The organism is Mesobacillus sp. (genome assembly GCF_057785455.1).
In genome coordinates this window covers 1-17,181 of sequence record NZ_JBYNSB010000015.1, presented here as the reverse complement: position 1 = coordinate 17,181, position 17,181 = coordinate 1, and the positions used below count along the sequence as shown (strand labels likewise).

At 44.4% G+C, this 17,181-nt stretch carries 19 protein-coding genes, 1 pseudogene and 2 riboswitches; of the genes and pseudogenes, 6 read left to right on the top strand and 14 right to left on the bottom strand.

Annotation, left to right across the window (positions count from 1 at the left end):
• Window positions 1–230: 230 nt before the first annotated feature.
• Window positions 231–1,436 carry an MFS transporter gene (locus tag AC3EBE_RS05690; RefSeq protein WP_488594053.1) on the top strand — a complete coding sequence of 402 codons (1,206 nt, stop codon included), beginning with the start codon at window positions 231–233 and terminating at the stop codon, window positions 1,434–1,436.
• A 63-nt stretch (window positions 1,437–1,499) separates the two neighbouring features.
• Here AC3EBE_RS05690 and nadR read toward each other — a convergent pair whose 3' ends face one another.
• Together nadR and pnuC are read right to left on the bottom strand one after the other, a co-directional pair.
• Window positions 1,500–2,531 carry a multifunctional transcriptional regulator/nicotinamide-nucleotide adenylyltransferase/ribosylnicotinamide kinase NadR gene (gene nadR / locus AC3EBE_RS05685; RefSeq protein ID WP_488594052.1) on the bottom strand — a complete coding sequence of 344 codons (1,032 nt, stop codon included), beginning with the start codon at window positions 2,529–2,531 and terminating at the stop codon, window positions 1,500–1,502.
• Window positions 2,528–3,232 (bottom strand): nicotinamide riboside transporter PnuC, encoded by a 705-nt coding sequence (pnuC, locus tag AC3EBE_RS05680; protein WP_488594051.1) that lies wholly within the window; start codon window positions 3,230–3,232, stop codon window positions 2,528–2,530. The genes nadR and pnuC overlap by 4 nt, the downstream gene beginning before the upstream one ends.
• 372 nt (window positions 3,233–3,604) lie before the next feature.
• Between pnuC and AC3EBE_RS05675 the strand changes: the two genes are divergently transcribed.
• The gene (locus AC3EBE_RS05675; RefSeq protein ID WP_488594050.1) at window positions 3,605–4,327 is read left to right on the top strand and encodes a DUF3784 domain-containing protein; all 723 of its coding nucleotides are present in this window, start codon (window positions 3,605–3,607) and stop codon (window positions 4,325–4,327) included.
• 140 nt (window positions 4,328–4,467) lie between these two features.
• Here the strand turns inward: AC3EBE_RS05675 and AC3EBE_RS05670 are convergent, their stop codons facing one another.
• Window positions 4,468–4,764: a hypothetical protein gene (locus AC3EBE_RS05670; RefSeq protein WP_488594049.1), complete on the bottom strand. Its 297-nt coding sequence runs from the start codon at window positions 4,762–4,764 to the stop codon at window positions 4,468–4,470.
• Window positions 4,765–4,892: 128 nt separating this feature from the next.
• Here AC3EBE_RS05670 and AC3EBE_RS05665 point away from each other — a divergent pair.
• Window positions 4,893–5,519, top strand: a pseudogene (locus AC3EBE_RS05665) (nitroreductase family protein).
• Window positions 5,520–6,294: 775 nt separating this feature from the next.
• Here the strand turns inward: AC3EBE_RS05665 and AC3EBE_RS05660 are convergent.
• The 9 genes from AC3EBE_RS05660 to AC3EBE_RS05620 form a co-directional block, all read right to left on the bottom strand.
• The gene (locus tag AC3EBE_RS05660; RefSeq protein WP_488594048.1) at window positions 6,295–6,744 is read right to left on the bottom strand and encodes a GNAT family N-acetyltransferase; all 450 of its coding nucleotides are present in this window, start codon (window positions 6,742–6,744) and stop codon (window positions 6,295–6,297) included.
• A gap of 2 nt (window positions 6,745–6,746) precedes the next feature.
• Window positions 6,747–7,268 carry a P-loop NTPase family protein gene (locus AC3EBE_RS05655; protein WP_488594047.1) on the bottom strand — a complete coding sequence of 174 codons (522 nt, stop codon included), beginning with the start codon at window positions 7,266–7,268 and terminating at the stop codon, window positions 6,747–6,749.
• A 166-nt stretch (window positions 7,269–7,434) separates the two neighbouring features.
• The gene (locus AC3EBE_RS05650) at window positions 7,435–8,283 is read right to left on the bottom strand and encodes an STAS domain-containing protein (RefSeq protein ID WP_488594046.1); all 849 of its coding nucleotides are present in this window, start codon (window positions 8,281–8,283) and stop codon (window positions 7,435–7,437) included.
• Between the two features lie 138 nt (window positions 8,284–8,421).
• Complete coding sequence (locus tag AC3EBE_RS05645; protein WP_488594045.1) at window positions 8,422–9,261, bottom strand: SPL family radical SAM protein; 840 nt, start codon at window positions 9,259–9,261, stop codon at window positions 8,422–8,424.
• 199 nt (window positions 9,262–9,460) lie between these two features.
• Window positions 9,461–10,075: a protein kinase family protein gene (locus AC3EBE_RS05640; protein ID WP_488594044.1), complete on the bottom strand. Its 615-nt coding sequence runs from the start codon at window positions 10,073–10,075 to the stop codon at window positions 9,461–9,463.
• 115 nt (window positions 10,076–10,190) lie between these two features.
• A complete protein-coding gene (locus AC3EBE_RS05635) occupies window positions 10,191–10,586 on the bottom strand; it encodes a sporulation protein (protein ID WP_488594043.1) in 396 nt (131 codons plus the stop codon).
• A 24-nt stretch (window positions 10,587–10,610) separates the two neighbouring features.
• Window positions 10,611–10,739, bottom strand: coding sequence for an FbpB family small basic protein (locus AC3EBE_RS05630; protein ID WP_488594042.1), 129 nt, complete (start codon window positions 10,737–10,739; stop codon window positions 10,611–10,613).
• A gap of 318 nt (window positions 10,740–11,057) precedes the next feature.
• Window positions 11,058–12,371 (bottom strand): DUF5667 domain-containing protein, encoded by a 1,314-nt coding sequence (locus AC3EBE_RS05625; RefSeq protein ID WP_488594041.1) that lies wholly within the window; start codon window positions 12,369–12,371, stop codon window positions 11,058–11,060.
• Between the two features lie 93 nt (window positions 12,372–12,464).
• Window positions 12,465–12,550, bottom strand: a riboswitch (cyclic di-GMP riboswitch).
• A gap of 62 nt (window positions 12,551–12,612) precedes the next feature.
• Complete coding sequence (locus AC3EBE_RS05620) at window positions 12,613–13,458, bottom strand: pirin family protein (RefSeq protein WP_488594040.1); 846 nt, start codon at window positions 13,456–13,458, stop codon at window positions 12,613–12,615.
• A gap of 221 nt (window positions 13,459–13,679) precedes the next feature.
• Here AC3EBE_RS05620 and AC3EBE_RS05615 point away from each other — a divergent pair, with 221 nt between their 5' ends.
• Together AC3EBE_RS05615 and AC3EBE_RS05610 are read left to right on the top strand one after the other, a co-directional pair.
• A complete protein-coding gene (locus AC3EBE_RS05615) occupies window positions 13,680–14,291 on the top strand; it encodes an alpha/beta hydrolase family protein (protein ID WP_488594039.1) in 612 nt (203 codons plus the stop codon).
• A 298-nt stretch (window positions 14,292–14,589) separates the two neighbouring features.
• Window positions 14,590–15,396, top strand: coding sequence for a protein phosphatase 2C domain-containing protein (locus AC3EBE_RS05610; protein ID WP_488594038.1), 807 nt, complete (start codon window positions 14,590–14,592; stop codon window positions 15,394–15,396).
• Window positions 15,397–15,413: 17 nt separating this feature from the next.
• Here the strand turns inward: AC3EBE_RS05610 and AC3EBE_RS05605 are convergent, their stop codons facing one another.
• Window positions 15,414–15,887 (bottom strand): GNAT family N-acetyltransferase, encoded by a 474-nt coding sequence (locus AC3EBE_RS05605; RefSeq protein WP_488594037.1) that lies wholly within the window; start codon window positions 15,885–15,887, stop codon window positions 15,414–15,416.
• A gap of 93 nt (window positions 15,888–15,980) precedes the next feature.
• Window positions 15,981–16,025: riboswitch (PreQ1 riboswitch) on the top strand.
• Between the two features lie 5 nt (window positions 16,026–16,030).
• Between AC3EBE_RS05605 and AC3EBE_RS05600 the strand changes: the two genes are divergently transcribed.
• Window positions 16,031–16,516: a QueT transporter family protein gene (locus AC3EBE_RS05600; RefSeq protein ID WP_488594036.1), complete on the top strand. Its 486-nt coding sequence runs from the start codon at window positions 16,031–16,033 to the stop codon at window positions 16,514–16,516.
• Between the two features lie 73 nt (window positions 16,517–16,589).
• Here AC3EBE_RS05600 and AC3EBE_RS05595 read toward each other — a convergent pair whose 3' ends face one another.
• Window positions 16,590–17,012, bottom strand: coding sequence for an NUDIX hydrolase (locus AC3EBE_RS05595; protein ID WP_488594035.1), 423 nt, complete (start codon window positions 17,010–17,012; stop codon window positions 16,590–16,592).
• Window positions 17,013–17,181: the final 169 nt, after the last annotated feature.

The following is a 17,181-nucleotide window of genomic DNA, read 5'->3' as shown; positions in this document are numbered from 1 at the left end:
CTAGACAATAAGAAAAGCGGAGGCGACTGCTTAACTCCGAAAAGCGCTGGAGGGCCTGCCAGTGAAGTCGCTCTTTGACTTCATTGGCAGGACCGAAGCGTCTCGAGGAGTTAGGAGCCGCAGCTAGACAAGCGACTCGAGGGGCTAGGCGCTGGAGCTAGACAGTTTGCAAAGAGTATATACATTCAAAAAAAAAAGTAAAAATACACAATATTAAGGGGCACAAGGGAATGTGGAGAAATAAAAATGTCTGGATTTTATTAACGGGGGAGTTCATTGCCGGGCTCGGATTGTGGCTTGGGATTATCGGGAATCTGGAATTCATGCAGGAGAAGATTCCATCCGACTTTTTAAAGTCACTATTGCTTGCGGCTGGACTGCTCGCCGGCATTGCTGTTGGGCCTATTGCCGGCCGGCTGACCGACCAGCATAGCAAAAAAACGGTGATGCTGGTCTCCGGTTTTGTAAGGGCGGTAAGTGTGGTATTCATGCTTGTGGCCATTCATACTGGCTCGGTGTGGTGGATGCTCGTATTCCTGGTTCTGCTGCAAATATCTGCAGCATTTTATTTTCCTGCTTTGCAGGCGGCGATTCCACTGGTGGTAGATGAAAAGGATCTGCTGCAGCTTAACGGTGTCCATATGAATGTGTCCACACTTTCGCGGATCGTGGGCACAGCCGCTGCAGGAATATTATTGGTCGTCATTCCGTTGAACATGGTGTATCTATTATCACTCGCAGCTTACCTGGTTTTATTTGGAATGACCTGGCTATTGAAGTTTGACGAACAAAAGAAGGCACTGCCGTCCAAATCAGGCGCACCAAAGCAGGGATTCAAGAATGTGTTTCCAATCATGACGAAACTGCCGATTGTCATGATGACTTTGATCCTGACATTGATACCGTTGCTATTCCTTGGCGGCTTCAATTTGATTGTCATCAATATCAGTGAGCTTCAGGACAGCTCAGCCATCAAAGGGTGGATTTATACAGCAGAGGGGATTTCATTTATGAGCGGCGCATTCTTAATCAAGCGCATCAGCGACAAGGTCTCTCCTTACTCGATTTTATTTGCTGCATCGCTGTTCATCGGACTTTCGCAAATGCTTCTGTTTTTTGCCGACCAGGCAGCATTGACAATCATCGCCTTTGTGGTGTTCGGCTTTTCAGTCGGCTGTTTCTTCCCGACGGCGGCGACAATTTTTCAGACGAAGGTTCCAAAGGATTATCACGGACGATTCTTCTCTTTCCGTAATATGATGGACCGGGTAGTCTTCCAGATCGTCCTGCTCATGACCGGATTCCTGCTTGATGCTGTCGGACTCCAAAATATGAGCGTGATGTTCGGTGTATTGTCCGTTACCCTGACTGGAATCTTCTTCTTGAAGTCTCGCAATCTGAGGATTAGTGGAGAAACTGAACGAAATGCAAGCTAAAGCATATACTTCCTCGCAAAAAATAAGACAGACAGCAGCCCGATGGGGATGCTGTCTGTCTTTTTATTTTAGCAATTCATCCACAAGCACAATCGCCTGCTCTAGTCTTTCATGATAATTCCCGCTGATGGAGATATAGTTAACACCAGATTCCTTCAATAGTTTTTTCAAAGCAGCATTGTTAGACTCCCTTACCTGCTGTTCTCCAAAGGTCCTGGTGCCGTCATCCACCCATTTAACATCTGGCTCAAGAAACAGCCAAAGGTCATAATCCTGGAGAGATGCGAGCTGGTCTAACACATGCTGTCGCTTGTTCACATAGAGTAGGGAGAAATACTGGGTGACAATGGCTTCTGTATCTATGAACAATACCTTATTCGCTTTTTCGAGCTGCTGCTTTTCCTTGTATTTGTGTTCAATCGCGATTTCAGGAAAATCTTCTTCAAAGGTAATATTTTCACAATCTCCAAGTCTTTCATAATATGTCCTTCCAGCTTCCTCAACGTACACTGTATTGTAAAGGGCTGCCAGATTTCTGACAAGTGTTGACTTGCCACAGCTCTCGGTACCGACTACGACGACCTTTTTTACAAAATCGGGCTGCACCTCCTTCGGCAGCATCTCCCAATGCTTGAAGGGTCCTTCATTTCGGATTGCCGTAGCCGATATAGGGTGCTTCTTCCGGTTTGGATCAATAACCACATGCTTTGCCTTAGGATACAGGACATCAAAATACTCGGAATATTGGTATTCAGAGCTGAAGACGACATCTATTTCCTTTTCTACAGCTGCCTTGATTGCCTCTGCCCCTTTTTCCCAATCGGAAAAATGACCTGTTTGAAGCTCCTCAATCACATGGACGTGGACATGGGGCAGGTCCCTGGTGATTTGCGTCCACCATCTCACGCGCTTTCGGATTGGAATATATGGAATCTTAGCATGTTTAAAAATGGCCGTTCTTTCGTATTCTGTGTCATGTGAGACGATGACATGGAGTTCTTCAACCATTGTACTGGCTTTAATCATTGCGTAAACATGGCCGAGATGGACGGGGACAAATTTGCCGCCGTACATCCCTACCTTCCCTATTGTCATGCTGCTGCCTCCAGATCCTGCTTTTTGGACATCTTCGTCCAGTTGATGTAGCCGTATATCGAATTCACGAGGAACGCAGACCACATCACGAGCATTGAAATATCATTGCCTCCTGTAGAAGCGAGCGCACCGAACCAGAGGATAATCGACAGGACATTGACGGAAATCCATAAAGCCCATTGCTCAGCGAATCGTCTGAGCATCAGGATTTGTGCAGAAATGGACAGGACATTGGTCGCCGAGTCGATCCAGACACTTTTGCCGCCAAGGTATTTGAGGAAGAAGCCATACGCCACAATCGAAATTGCGATGATAGCGAGCAGCTTGATCCAGCCATTCCTTGATAAACGCTGGACCGGGATATCCTCCCCTTTCACGCTTTCGGTTTCCTTCAGCTGGCTCTTTCTCCACATATAGATCCCGATGAATTGCACCGGAAAATAAAAGAGCCCATTCAGCATCGCCTCGCCATAGAGCCCATATGTGTAGGCGATATAAGCATATGTTGAAGTTTGAATGATCCCAAAATAGTAGTTCGAGATTTTCCCCTTCGCAACCAAAACCACGCATAGCATACCTGTGATAGAAGAAATCAATCCCAGAAGCGAATCCTCCCATGCAAAGAACAAATAAATGTTGACCGCAGTAAACAGGAGCAGCCACGCTTTTTCGAATGCTGTCCAGTCTTTTAGAAATTTCATGCTCGTTCCTCCTATAATAGTAAATTACTAAAATTCCCATTTTCTTAATTCAACAAATTTCGACCGTTTTCCTTCTCGAATCCCACTGTGTTTTCAAAAAGCTATTTTAAACTATGCAAGATGAAACTTATTTAGGCGGCAATCCGTATTTATTTTTAGGCTGTGTTAAATAATGCTGTTGATTTTTCGTTCCAGGCACTTCGCTTTCCTCGGGGTGTGCGGTGAGCCTCCTCGTCGCTCTGCTCCTGCGGGGTATCACCTGCCCACTTCATCCCGAAGGAGTCTTCGCGCCTTCCACTACAATCCACAGGGTAAAAATCAACATCGAGCTTTAATCATACCTTTTTATTAATGTTATTAGGAGGTCATTGTATGGGGTTTATGCTGGGAATTCAATTATTTCTGATACTAATGTTCCTTGGTTTCGGATGGGCAATCCTCAATAAGAAAGCGTACTGGCTGATCTCCAATTTTAATGGCAGGAATGCAGAGGAACAGGAGGAATTAGTCAGGAACAGATATCCGCAAAGAGTCGGCAAGCTGATGGTCGCTACCGCTGCCGGAATGGCAATACTGCTGCCATTGACCTTTACCTCATTCAGATTTTCAATGGAATTGCAGTTTGGGTTCATGCTTATCTTTTTGCTTGGTGGCGTTATTTATCTTTCTAAGTATGAAGTTAAGAAGAAACGGAAACGGAGTTATATCATCAGCGCCTTGATGGCGGCTGTTACGATTGGGGGTCTGGCCGTTCTCTCCTATCTGGGGTACCAGGACTTTGAACTAAAAACGGGGCCGGCCAGCTTTGAGATTACCGGAATGTATGGCGATGAATGGAATTACTCGGAGATTCGAAGAGTGGAGCTGTTGGATGATATGCCTGAGGCAACCTGGAAAAAGAATGGGTTTGGACTCTCCACCATGGCGAAAGGGCAATTTAAGGTAAAAGAATATGGAAGCAGTCTTCTCTTCATCCATAAAGACTCAGCTCCATATTTGTATATTGAAACAGATAGCAAGAAGATTTTCATCAACAGCAAAAATCCTGGGCAGACGAGGGAATGGTTTCTGCTTTTAGCGGAAAAAGCGGAATAAAAAGAGGTACCTGAACCCGGCAAGGGAATTCAGGCACCTCTCATTTGTCCCTAAAAAAAGGGAGCTGTATATTTCTTTACTGTCCATTCCACTTTTCCCAAACGGTTGAATTATATTTAATCCACTCATCTATCTGATTTTTATTGAATTAGCTTCTCTTCATCGATTTCAATGTAAGGAATGAATCTGTAGGTATCGAAGCTTCCCAATTGACTCTTTTCAAAAGCCTGGACCTTTACAAGTTCTTCGAGCTGTTTCTCCGATATACTTAAGTATTCCGCGGTCTCCTTCATGATCAGCAGACCCTTGTCCTCATTCACCTGTATTCCTGCTGGCTGTGCGCCCTTTTCTGCAGGTACCTTCCCTAGCTGATATCCATTATAAAGCAGTGCAATACTTAGTATGATGATTGAAATCGGCAATGCATATTTGCTCATTTTCTCCTCACCTTTCGCATATTTTTTGCTGTGATTCCTCCAAAGCATCTTGTTTGACTTTATAGATTACGAATAGTAAGCTACATATTGGTTACTTATAGTAAGTAAAAACATCTGGAGGAACAAAAATGAATACAACACAGAACAACTTATCAGCGATTATCCGTGATCGCCGTTCGGTTCGTAAATATGATTCAGAATTCAAGATTTCCAGAGAGGAAATCACTGATATTTTAAAAGAGGCCGCTCTCGCTCCTTCCTCAAGCAATCTGCAGCCATGGAAGTTTCTTGTCATTTAGGACCAGGATACAAAAAAGGAGCTCAGAACAATCGCCAATAACCAGGAACAGGTCGAGACAGCTTCCGCGGTCATCGCTGTTCTTGGTGACAAAGAAATGTACAAGAACGCTGAAAAGGTCTATCGCAGTTCCTATGAAGCAGGCTATATGGACGAAGCTATCATGGCCAGGATGATCGAGGGGTCCACCAAGCTTTATTCAGCTGCACCTGCAGAAACAAGAATGAACATCGCTTCCTTCGATGCAGGCCTGGTTTCCATGCAGCTGATGCTGATTGCGAAAGACAGAGGCTATGACACCGTGCCGATGGGCGGCTTCAACAAGCAGCAATTCATCGAAAGATTCAATTTGGACGACCGCTATATGCCAATCGTACTGATTGCGCTTGGAAAAGCAGCTGCACCCGGACATCCAACAACCCGCCTCCCAATTGAGGACATTGTTGAGTTTATATAGACCCATACATCAAAATGACTGCACCAGAAGAAAATCTGGTGCAGTTTTTTTGATGAGATTTCTTATCGGTTGATTTAAAAATGACGGCACTATGTATCTTGATCATTATGCAATCCGCCGGACAATCGCTCAAGACAATTCAAACGGATTAATGGCCTTCGAATTGTTCTGAGACCCCGGCTCAAGACAATTCAAATGGATAAATGGCTTCCGAATTGTTCTGAGACCCCGGCTCAAGACAATTCAAACTGATAAATGGCTTCCGAATTGTTCTGAGACCCCGGCTCAAGACAATTCAAATGGATAAATGGCTTCCGAATTGTTCTAAGACCCCGGCTCAAGACAATTCAAACAGATAAAGGGCCTCTGAATTGTTCTAAGACCCCGGCTCAAGACAATTCAAACAGATAAAGGGCTTCCGAATTGTTCTAAGACCCCGGCTCAAGACAATTCAAACAGATAAATGGCTTCCGAATTGTTCTAAGACCTCGACTCAAGACAATTCAAACAGATAAAGGGCCTCTGAATTGTTCTGAGACCCCGGCTCAAGACAATTCAAACGGGTTAATGGCTTTCAAATTGTTTTCTGAGACCCCGGCTCAAGACAATTCAAACGGGTAAATGGTTTTCGAATTGTTCTGAGACCCCCGCTCAAGACAATTCAAACGGGTAAATGGTTTTCGAATTGTTCTGAGACCCTGGCTTAAGACAATTCAAATAGAATTTTGGCAAAGGGCATGTACGAGCCAGCCGCCCGATGCAGTCCAACAGTACTCTATTCGATTTCGTACACAAGCCATTCAGAAAGCTGACCGCCCATTTTGTTGTACAGTCCCTGGGCAACCAGATTGTCTCTCGCTGTTTCCCAGGTCATATAGGCATAATTATTTTCCCTGATATATGCCAGGCAGGCTTCGAATAGCCGCTCACCCGCCTTATGTCCCCTGGCCTCCGTTGTCACGAACAAATCGTTGAGGATGGCTGCCCGTTTTACCTGCAGCGTGCTGAATGTGAAATATAATGTAGCGAAACCAACTAGTTTTCCGTCTTTTTCAGCGACAAATTGCAGTCCTGCTTCAGGATGGTCCAAAAGATGCTGAATCAGGTTTTTTAGATCCGTTTCCTTTGGCTTTGGTTTTTGATAAAAATTGACTATATAGTCAAGCATCAAATCATAAAGCAGAGGAACATCCCGTTCCTCTGCATTTCGTATTATCAGTGCCATAATCAGGCCTCCCAATCATAGATTTGTCTAAGGTCGCTGCTTTTTTCTATGATGACTACCTTCTGTTCGTACCCCTTCAGGATTTCCGATATCTCCGGTTTGCTTTTTTCTTCATAATAGCGGTTCCAGGCAAACATTTTCCTGAACATCGCGAAGGTTGGCTTGTAATTGGACTGTTCAAATCCAAGCTTTTGCAGAATGAACCTTTTGATGATCCTGACTGTCCTTACAGCATACGGCGGATCCAGCAGGATGATGATATCAGCATTTTTAAAACTGGCATGAACCCATTCATAGTGGACGCCTTCAATGATCCAGGCATCTCTGCCGATTATACTGCGCAGATACGCATCTCTTTCTTCAGCCTTTCTGCGGACCTCCCCAGTATCCAGCCTTTGCCATACTACGTTATCGAGCTCATAATGCGCGATACTTAACTTTGCAGAAAGCCTCTTCCCCAGAGTCGTTTTTCCACTGCCAACAGAGCCAATTATGTGAATTTTAGCAGGATTTTTTTTGCTCATGCATTGCAACCACCATTTGAATTTCAGATGGATACTTATTCGCTTTAGAGATTGAATTTCCTCTTTTTTTCTACAGAACTTGACTATGTATTGCTTTTTTGGGAAGTGGGTTGACTTTCTACGGGAAATAAAAAAAGCTGCACGTATGCAGCTTTTTGAAAGTTATTTACACTTCTTTTAAAGTCTGGATTTCCTTAAATGCCTGGTGAAGGTTCGATTTTACCGTGATACCTTCAAGGTTCAAGCCAAGGGTTACCATTGTGTGGGCAACCTCTGGACGGATTCCTGTCATGATTGTTTTCACACCGACCAGTGATAATGCGCTGATTACTTTGAACAGCTGGTCCGCTACCATCGTATCAACGATCATTACACCTGACACGTCAAAAATCAGATGAGTAAGCTTAAGCTTAACTGCTTGCTCAAGAGTTTCTTCCATCAAAAGCTGAGCTCTTTCTGTATCCACATTACCAACTAGCGGAAGCACGCCAACGCCCGGCAATAATGGAACGACAGGCACAGATAGCTCAAGAAGAGCCGTTTTCGCATTCTCAAGGCTCTTTTGGTGAGATTCCACGAATGTTAAGCTGAAGCTGTAGATTGCATGGTCCATGAGCGGGTCAATGACTTCCAATACAGCAAAGACTGTTCCAGCAGTCATATCCTTCGCTTCTTCTTTAATCGCATTCCAGATATGGGCGCGATAATAGCTAGTATCTTTAAGCGCTTCGTCAAGGGATGCACCTAGCTTATAAATGTATTCTCCTGTGTCTTTTCCCCATTGTGTGATGCTATCAAGGCCTTTTTGCCTGTCTTCATGCTCAATCAGGGCATGGCCGAAAAGACTGATGAAGTTGGCGCGAATCTCAAGAATCTGGCCTTCAATTTTTTTCAGGTCATGTTTTTGTGCTTCCGTAAGCTGTACCGCAGAATATCGGTCATCATGGACCGCTTTTGCTATTTCATGCTTCCTATTAACAATTGCTTCACCTAATAACTTCAATTCATTGTTCATTCAATCTTCCTCCAAATGTTCCAAAAAGAAATTATAATTTATCATTTAACCGTCAGATTCATTTATACACTGTTATCATCCATCATAACGCAGGTGGAAGAAGCAGGACAAGTTTTTACCCTTGGGCTGGAATATGCCTTAATTAAAAATACCTCCGGCGCCAGGGCTGAAACCGCTTTGGGACACCAACACTTCTGTTACTCCCAATTCCTCTTTCATCATTTTTAGAATGACTTTATAAGCAGATGGATTGTACCATTTTTCCATGCCGAGCTGTTCATAGATCTTATATACTCCCAGCTTCCTGGTCCGTTTTCCTCCGCTTCCATCACCCATCCAAAAATCATCGATGGTAATCCTGCTGGCCACTCCTTTTAGCTTTTCAGGAAATTCCCTCGAGCAGGGCAATAACGGCGAAATCGTCGCCTGTGTCAATACACCAGCAGCGGTGATTTCCTTTAACGCCTTCATCCTTGCAGGTATCGGTGGAGCTGATGGAGCAAAGGCTTTTCTGATTTCTTCTTTATCTGTTTCAATCGTCATCGATATCCTGATTTTATTGCCGAACTGTTTAAATAAGTCGAGATCTCTTTTTACAAGCGGTGAACGGGTCTGGACGAACAGAAAGTCAGGCTGGACTTCAAGCATGACCTCCAGAAGGCTTCTTGTCAGCATGGTTTTCGCTTCTATTGGCTGGTAAGGATCTGTTGCCGACGACATAAAAATCGTAACCGGCCCTTTCTTCTTGGCCTTGACCAATTCCTTACGCAATAATTCAGCTGCATTCGCCTTGATATCTACCCAGGTTCCCCATTCTTCCTCGCGAAAAAGTGAAACCGGAAGCTGCCTTACATAACAATAGCTGCAGCCAAACGCACAGCCTGCATACGGGTTTAGGGAATGGGAATACTCACTCAGCAACCCCCTCCCCGGGGTCAGGATACTTTTCGATAGAATATCATTGATGTTCAGCTTCACGGAATCACCACCTTATTGTTAATCACTTTTATTATTATATAGGCTGGTTTTGGAAAACGTGGATTTCAGGTACGGGGTTGTGTTGGTAACTTTTGTAACAAACCTTTTATTAGGATGAAATATGAGGTTGTCCAGATTTTTGCTATTCAATGACAGGCAAAAAATTGGTCTAGGACTGCTTAAAACTGAGCTTAAATCATTAGTTCAAGTTTGGAAGCAGTCCTTTTTTATAAAAGTAGGCAATCAAGTTCATCATTGTTTCCGGCAATTTCTTTGGGAAGCGCTTGTGCCGGTAAAACTTGTAGAATGCGCGCTTCAGGTCATCCCACTGTGAGCATTTCTTGGTCTGGCGGAAGCGTGCGACGTCAATAAGACGGACGTTTCCTTCCGGAGTGATGATGATATTCCTTAAATGAATGTCCGAGGGATTCAATCCTTTTTCCCTCGCAAGCTGAAGGGCGGCATCAACCTTTTTTATATGCCGGCCGGCAATGGGGATTCCATTAACCAGGCAATTGAACAGCGTTGTACCATGAATATAATCAATCACGAGATAATTGCTGCCTGATTCGTGCAATGACGGGAAGAACGGATTTCCCTTTAACTCTTGATATATTGCCGCTTCCTCAGCAGCTATGTGCTCAAATGACGGGAAGAATACCTTCAGGACAAGCTCAGTCCCGGCTATCCGAAACGCAAACGCACTTCTTCCTTCCCCAATCAGCTCCAGCCGATCATCCATGCCCTCAAGATTCACCCTCGACCCCTTATGACGATATACCACACTCCGCGCCAACTCACCATACAAACTCACCCTCACCCCTCCTCTCTAACCATTCACCGCTTTACAGCACCGGGGGTCAGACCCCCAGCGCTTCACCGCATTAACTCAGTGGGGGTCTGACCCCCGGCGCGTTAATGTGATGAAGCTATTTGTCTTTTATTACTTTGATCATGTCTTCGTCCCAGCTTTCTACGCCTTGTTCGAAGGTTAGCTTTGTCTTGAAGTGGTAGGAGATGGCTTTGCTGGATACTGGTACGTCTTCTGGGAGCTTGAAGGAAAACGGAACTTTGTCGTTTTCATCTGATTCGATCTTTGTCTGTATCTTAATTGCTATGTTATCGATTTCCTTCTCTGCTCCTGTTTTCTCATCCACCATGACCAGGGCGCAGTCTATCTGTTTTAAGTGCTGGTCGATTGTTCCGCCTTTTATTAGAAATTGCCCATTCACTGCTTCTCCCGGCCTCAGTACATCCTTCTCCAAAACAAGGTCAATTTGTGCTGACCCGACGCCCATAAGCGACATATACTTTCTTAATAACATTCCTGATCCTCCATCTAGATTAAATTACTTCTTTCCGCCTGAGTATCGATCATCAAGACGCTTCTCGATCTTTTCGAGCAGACGCTGATCCATTAATAATTCTTCCCGGTTCTTCTTGACAAGTTCCTCAAAACGCAGCTGTTTTTTCTTCATTCGAACCACACTCCATTAATAAAATTTATGTTGCTTATTTCAAAAATGCTTTTATCGTAATAAAAAAACCTTCACCGGAAGCGGTGAAGGTTTAAAAACAAATAAAGACCTTCACCAAATATGGTAAAGGTCTTGCTAACAACTGTCGTTGCCAACAAAGCCGGGAGAAATCTCCGTAATGACGACTCTGTTGTAAAAGCTACTCCCCTTTAGGAGAACTATTCAAGTTTATAATTATATCATACATGACACAGAAATATCCGTCAAATCAAACGCTTTTTGAGTATCTGACCAAAGGTTGGCAATATTCAGGCTGCCCTACTTGCCGTTGCCATTGCCTTTTCCGGAGCCTTCATTGCCGCCCTTGTCTACCTTGCTGCTTTCATCTTCCTTAGGGCCCGCTTCATCTCCGTTAGAACCCTGATCCTTCTTTCCTTTAGCCTTTTCAGACTCCTCTTTTTGTTTCTGCTCTTCAGCCTTCTTGTTTTCTTCACGCTGCTTATCTTCGGCTTTTTTTGCTTCTTCCTTCTTTTTCTCTTCTGCTTTTCTAGCTTCTTCTTTTTTCTTTTCCTCCGCTTGCTTCGCGGCTTGCTGCTTTTGTTCTTCAGCGTTCTTAGCAGCAGCCTGTTTTTGCTCGTCAGCTTTCTTAGCAGCCGCAGTCTTTTTCTCATCCGCTCTTACAGTCGCAGGCTGTGCTGCGGTCTTTTTATCACTGCTCTTAACAGTTGTTGCTGCATTCGCCAGTAAAGTTGAAGTTGTTGTTTCAGCTGAAGCAGTATCATCTGCTTCTCCTTCTGTCACTGCCCCGTCTTCTGTCTGGCCAGCCCCAGTTCCATTATCCTCAGCATCAGCACTATCTCCATCGCCTGCTTCAACATCTCCAGACTCCAATGAGTCATCTTCAGAGGCGGCATCATCTGCTTCTTCCTCATCAGAGCCCTTCTTCTTGCCTAAGGCCAATCCTTTTTTCTCGACACCAAGCTGTTTAACAGCTTGTCCAAATCCAAGCTTTTCTTCTGTAAAAATAGCAGCAACTTCATCTACGGTAATATCGGCTGTTTCAGCCAGCCAGAAAATCTGGGCAATTTGACCATATCCAAGCCCTTGTTCACGAAGCTCAGCCACCTTTTCCTGATCAAGCCCCTTCACTACATTCGCAACAACCTTTGCCTCTTCGACAGCTTCTTCCAGCTCTTCCTCCAGTTCGCCTTCTGCATCCTCTGCAAGCTCGTCCTCTACTTCAGCAACGTCTTCTAACTGTTCAGTGAGTTCATCCGCGCCCTCTGAATCGGTTTCTTCCTCGACAATCACTTCAGTCACTTTTTCCTGAGCTTCCTCAAGAGCAGCTAAATAATCCTCTAAAGCTGCTTGCACAAATTCATCTTTCTCTTCAGTAGACATAGCTGTTGCTTCCGCAAGTCTCTCACTCGCAAACTCAAGCAGCAGCTGGGCCTCCTTTTCATCATCGAAGGTCACTAACAGCTTTAGCTCCTCAAATAATTGATCGAAAGTAAAAAAGAATTCATCTGGTGTAACGCCCGGATCTGCCGTTTCGATTACCTCATCGGCTGATACACCCGAACCAAAGGCAAGCACCCCTGTCAAAACTGCTGTTGTCAAAAGCTTCTTCATTCTAATTCCCCCGTTATAAAGTTTGAACTAAAATCGATAAAAAATAAAAAAGTGCTGTCCGAAGAACAGCACACACCGTACGCTATGTGAATCTTCGGCAACTGGCTGGCATAGTCCGAAAGACATTAGCCCCTGTAGTTTTGCGTCGCCAGGTTTCCCTGGTTTTGCCATTATCGGATTTTAATTCTACTTATATCTTACTTTTTCGACAGGAAAAAATAAATAGAAATTTTTCAAATATTTACTTCGCTTCCTCGCCAAATTTTCCTTCATGATAATCACGGTAAGCCTGTCGGATTTCTTCCATTGAATTCATTACGAACGGGCCGTACGCCACTACTTCTTCCTTGATCGGTTTTCCTGAATAAACGAGAACCCTGGAGCGGCTATTTGCTTTTAGCTGCAATTCGCTTAAGCCTTCCCCGCCATCATTATACGAAAGAGTTGCAGCTGAGGATTTTTTCAAGTTTGTGCCGCTTTTCCCTGTATTCAAATCACCGGACAGGACGTAGATGAATGCATTATGTCCTTCCGGAAGTTCGTATGAGAATTCCGCCCCCTCTGATAGGATGATTTCGGAAAGGGTGAACGGCAACAATGGCTCCAGCGGACCAGTTACTCCGGCCGTTTCACCTGAGTAAACCTTCAGGAAACCGCCATCAAACTGAACAATCGGCGCTGTTTCAGAGTATACATCCTGATAGGATGTTGTCGTATTCTTTAAGCTTTTAGGCAGATTAAGCCAAAGCTGCAGCGTATGGGCGATATCCTGGTCAACCGCCTCTTCTGCATGCCTCGCACCTGATCCGGCATTCATATATTGGATGTCCCCTGACTCAAGGATACTGTGCCCGCCATGATTATCGATGTGTTCAAGCCTGCCATCTATCACATAAGTGATCGTCTGGAAACCGCGATGCGGATGGTCAGAGAATGTGCCGCGCTTGAACCAGTCCTCCGCCATCAGGATAAAAGGATCAAGCTCCCTCCACCTCTGCGGATTTAAAACCAGTCCTGCCTGGACATGCGGTAAATCTTTTTCCTCATATTGTACAGTCCAATGATCCTTGATTTCTCTTTGGAACATCTTCTATTCCTCCAGTACATTCATTATTTAGTTAACTATATCCAATATACAACATCAGCTTACTTATAGTAAGCTAAGCGCTCTGCATCATTTTCTTTACGCATTCTTTTGTAAAAAGCGTTCCTCAATTCAGTTTCTAGCTCTTTTTCTATTTTAGCATCATCCTCCTTCCTTTATAATTAGCTCATACAACATGTTCCTCATACTTGAAAAAATACATAATGAGTGAACCGATAATAATAGAAGAAATAATATTTAAAGGCGCAAAGGAAACGCTATGCGGCACACTTTTCCTACCCGATCACATCGAGCAGCTTGTTCCAGCGATGGCATTTTTAGCAGGCTCTGGCGGTGAGTCTGAACGTTATGGAGATGCTTGGGGATTCAAAATGCGGGTCACTCTAGCTCAACACTGCAATGAACACGGCATTGCTGTTTTACTTTTTGACAAGCCTGGCAATGGCGGTTCTACAGGCAGCTGGGAAGAGCAGGACTTTCATGACCGTGCTGCAGATGCACTGGCAGCAGTCCATTTTTTGCAATCAAGAAGCGAAATTGACAGAGAAAAAGTCGGCTTGATCGGCCACAGCCAGGGAGGTTGGATTGCCCAGCTCTCAGCAGCCAAGTATGAAGAGATCAAATTTTTCATTACTCTTGCCCGCCCTTATATCCCTGTTTACGAACAAATCATGACTGACATCAACCTTCATCATGAAGCAGAAAACAAATCAACCGTTCATAAACAGATCGCTTTGGGAAAAATTAAGACCTTGCTGGCTCTTGCAAAGCTGATCTCAAAATATGGATATAAACACTATATAAATCTCACATAGATTACGGTCCAGTCCCTATTCTTCCAAAAATCACATGGCCAGTGCTTGCGCTTTTTGGAGAGAAAGACGTCCTGTGTCCGCCACTTTCAAGCATCCAGAATATCAAGAAACACCTTGGGTCTACTGACATTACAAACAAAGTCTTCCCTTCGGCGAATCACCTTTTTTTGGAAGTGCAGCACTGGAAGCACAAGGGAGTTCTGCAATCTGGAGAAGAAATTTGTGCCTGAGTTTATGCCTGCGGTCACAGATTGGCTGAAAGCGAGAGTTTAAAACTTATAAAGGATGTTGAACCTAAATGAATAATCAAATCGAATTCAGCTGGGTCGGAAGTCAGGAGAGCTTTGTTGACAATATTAGTGTTGAGGAGTTTGGCAGTGTAGCTGTAGGACGTTACGGCGGCAATTCAGCGGCAGGGCAATATAAAAACGAAGACGGCTGCCTGCTGCTGGCAGATGCCCTGGAAGATTGGGAGTTTGTTATTTTGCTAGATGCCCATAACTCGGCAGAAAGCGCTGAGCTGGTCGTCAGCGTGTTTGAACAGAAAAAACATGAGATATTAGATTTACTCACCCTGCAGTCCGAACAGGCGTTTAGGGCCCTGGAAGCCTGGGTTCTTACCCTTTTCCAAAGCGACGACTTTTTAGCTGAATGCAGGAAGATTGCCGGCGAAACAGCCTGTCTGATGATGGCCAGAAAAGGAAAGTACATCTGGTGGTTTTCTGTTGGTGACTGTTTGTTATTTTTGCATCATGAGGAGCTCGCAGCCTTTGGGCAATATCAAGTAAATCAGCGCCATTTTTATGAATGGATCGGCCAGGTGAATACCTTTGAAATGGCTGTACCTTGCTACAGCACTGGCAGGAAAGAGCTGCGCAAAGGGATGAACCATCTGCTTTTAACCACTGATGGTTTGATTGAATGCCCTGGTGAACCATACACAAATCATCAAAACCTATTTCAGGTTTTCGCTAACAACGCAAATCAGGACGGAGTCTGGACACTCTTGAAAAGAATCCAGGAAAACAATGTCCGCGACAGTACGACCATTTTGTCCTGGATGGTTGAGATCTCTGAAGCAGCGGCACTTCCAAGCAATCTATAATTGGAAACGCACGGGGACTATTTCCCGTGCGTTAAGTTTTTCTTCATTATAAAATTGATAAATTCCATTCCTCTTACCATCTTCTTCTGCTCTTTCACTTCTTTATATCCGTTGGAGAGAAAAAAGCCTCTGGCTGTCACGCTTGCTTCTGTTGACAGCTCAGGATATTCCCTGCGGCGGGCAGCTTCCTCAAGCTTTTTTAAAATGGCCGTTCCGACTCCCTTGCCTTGAAAATTTTTGTGGGTATATAACAAGTCTATTTCCCTTGCTTCGTTAAGGTTTCCGAACCCTGCCACCTCGCCATCCAATTCGCAAACAAAGGCCAGGCTGTTCCCAAGTCGCCTCTCTAATTTTTCGATATTTGAAAAACTGTCAGCCCATACCTCACACTGTTCCGTCGTATAGTCTTTGATGTTCACTGATAAGATTGTTTCCATGCTTAAACTCAAGATGGCCAGTGTATCTTCTTTTTCATAGAGTCTTATTTTCACTATATGAAACTCCCTTATAAGTAAAATATTTTCTTTAAATAATTTTATTGTGGTCAGGTCTATTATCCTATATAATGTAAACTTGGTTCTAAAACAAACGTGGTTCGCAACCATCCCACGATAAAAAACTAGGAGCGATGAAAATGAATACGAAAATGATTGTGCGAAACGGGATTCTTGCCGCGCTGTATATTGCTGTTTCTGCCGTAATCCAGCCGTTTGGCTTCACAAACGTCCAATTCCGCGTCTCGGAAATGTTCAACCATCTGATTGTTTTCAATAAGAAATATTTTTACGGCATAGTGTTTGGTGTCTTTTTAACGAACCTGCTATTTTCACCGATGAAAGCTTATGATCTTGTGTTCGGAGTAGGACAATCGGTACTGGCACTGCTGATTACGATACTTTCAGCAAAATACATCAAGAGTATCATGGGCAGGATGATTGTGAATACGCTGGTTTTCACTTTTACGATGTTCCTGATCGCCATTGAACTGAACCTGGCATTCCAGCTTCCATTCTGGTTCACATGGCTGACAACAGCTGCGGGTGAACTCACTGTCATGGCAGTGGGCATACCAGTTATGCTTGCCATCCACAAACGTGTGAATCTGGAAAAATTGGTATAAATACAGTAAAACGCATGGATTCCCTGATCCATGCGTTTTTTATAGTTCATACAGTCAGCTAAACTGTTTCTTATCAATTCAGCTCCTGAAGCACTTTCCCTTCCAAAAATCCCAGCAAAAATTCGCGGTCCTCGGGAAAGCTGAACTCTGCCAGTGCCATCTCCCGGATATTTCTCCAGGCAATTTTATGGATCAGCCCATCGGGGTCCTGAATGGCCATTTCCCCGCCCATCAGCTTAACTTCAAAGTAGCGGACTTCAACTTTTACCCCATATGACTCACCGATTTTAACGTAAAGCGGCCTCATGATCTTCACATCAAAGCCTGTTTCCTCAGAAACTTCCCTGATACAGCATTCTTCTGGTGTTTCATTGAGCTCTATCCCGCCGGCCGGAATGGCCCAAAGCTTTTCTTCATGAGCTTTTCCCTGCAATACCATCAGGACTTCATTCTTTTCATTTATACAAACCCCGGCTGAACCTCTCCAAAGTTCCATCCCTTTTCCCCCATACGCCTTTTTATTTTGGCTCTGTTAAACGAGGCTGTTGATTTTCGTTCCAGGCGCTTCGCTTTCCTCGGGGCGTGCGGTGAGCCTCCTCGTCGCTTTGCTCCTGCGGGGTCTCACCTACCCGCTTCATCCCGAAGGAGTCTTCGCGCCTTCCACT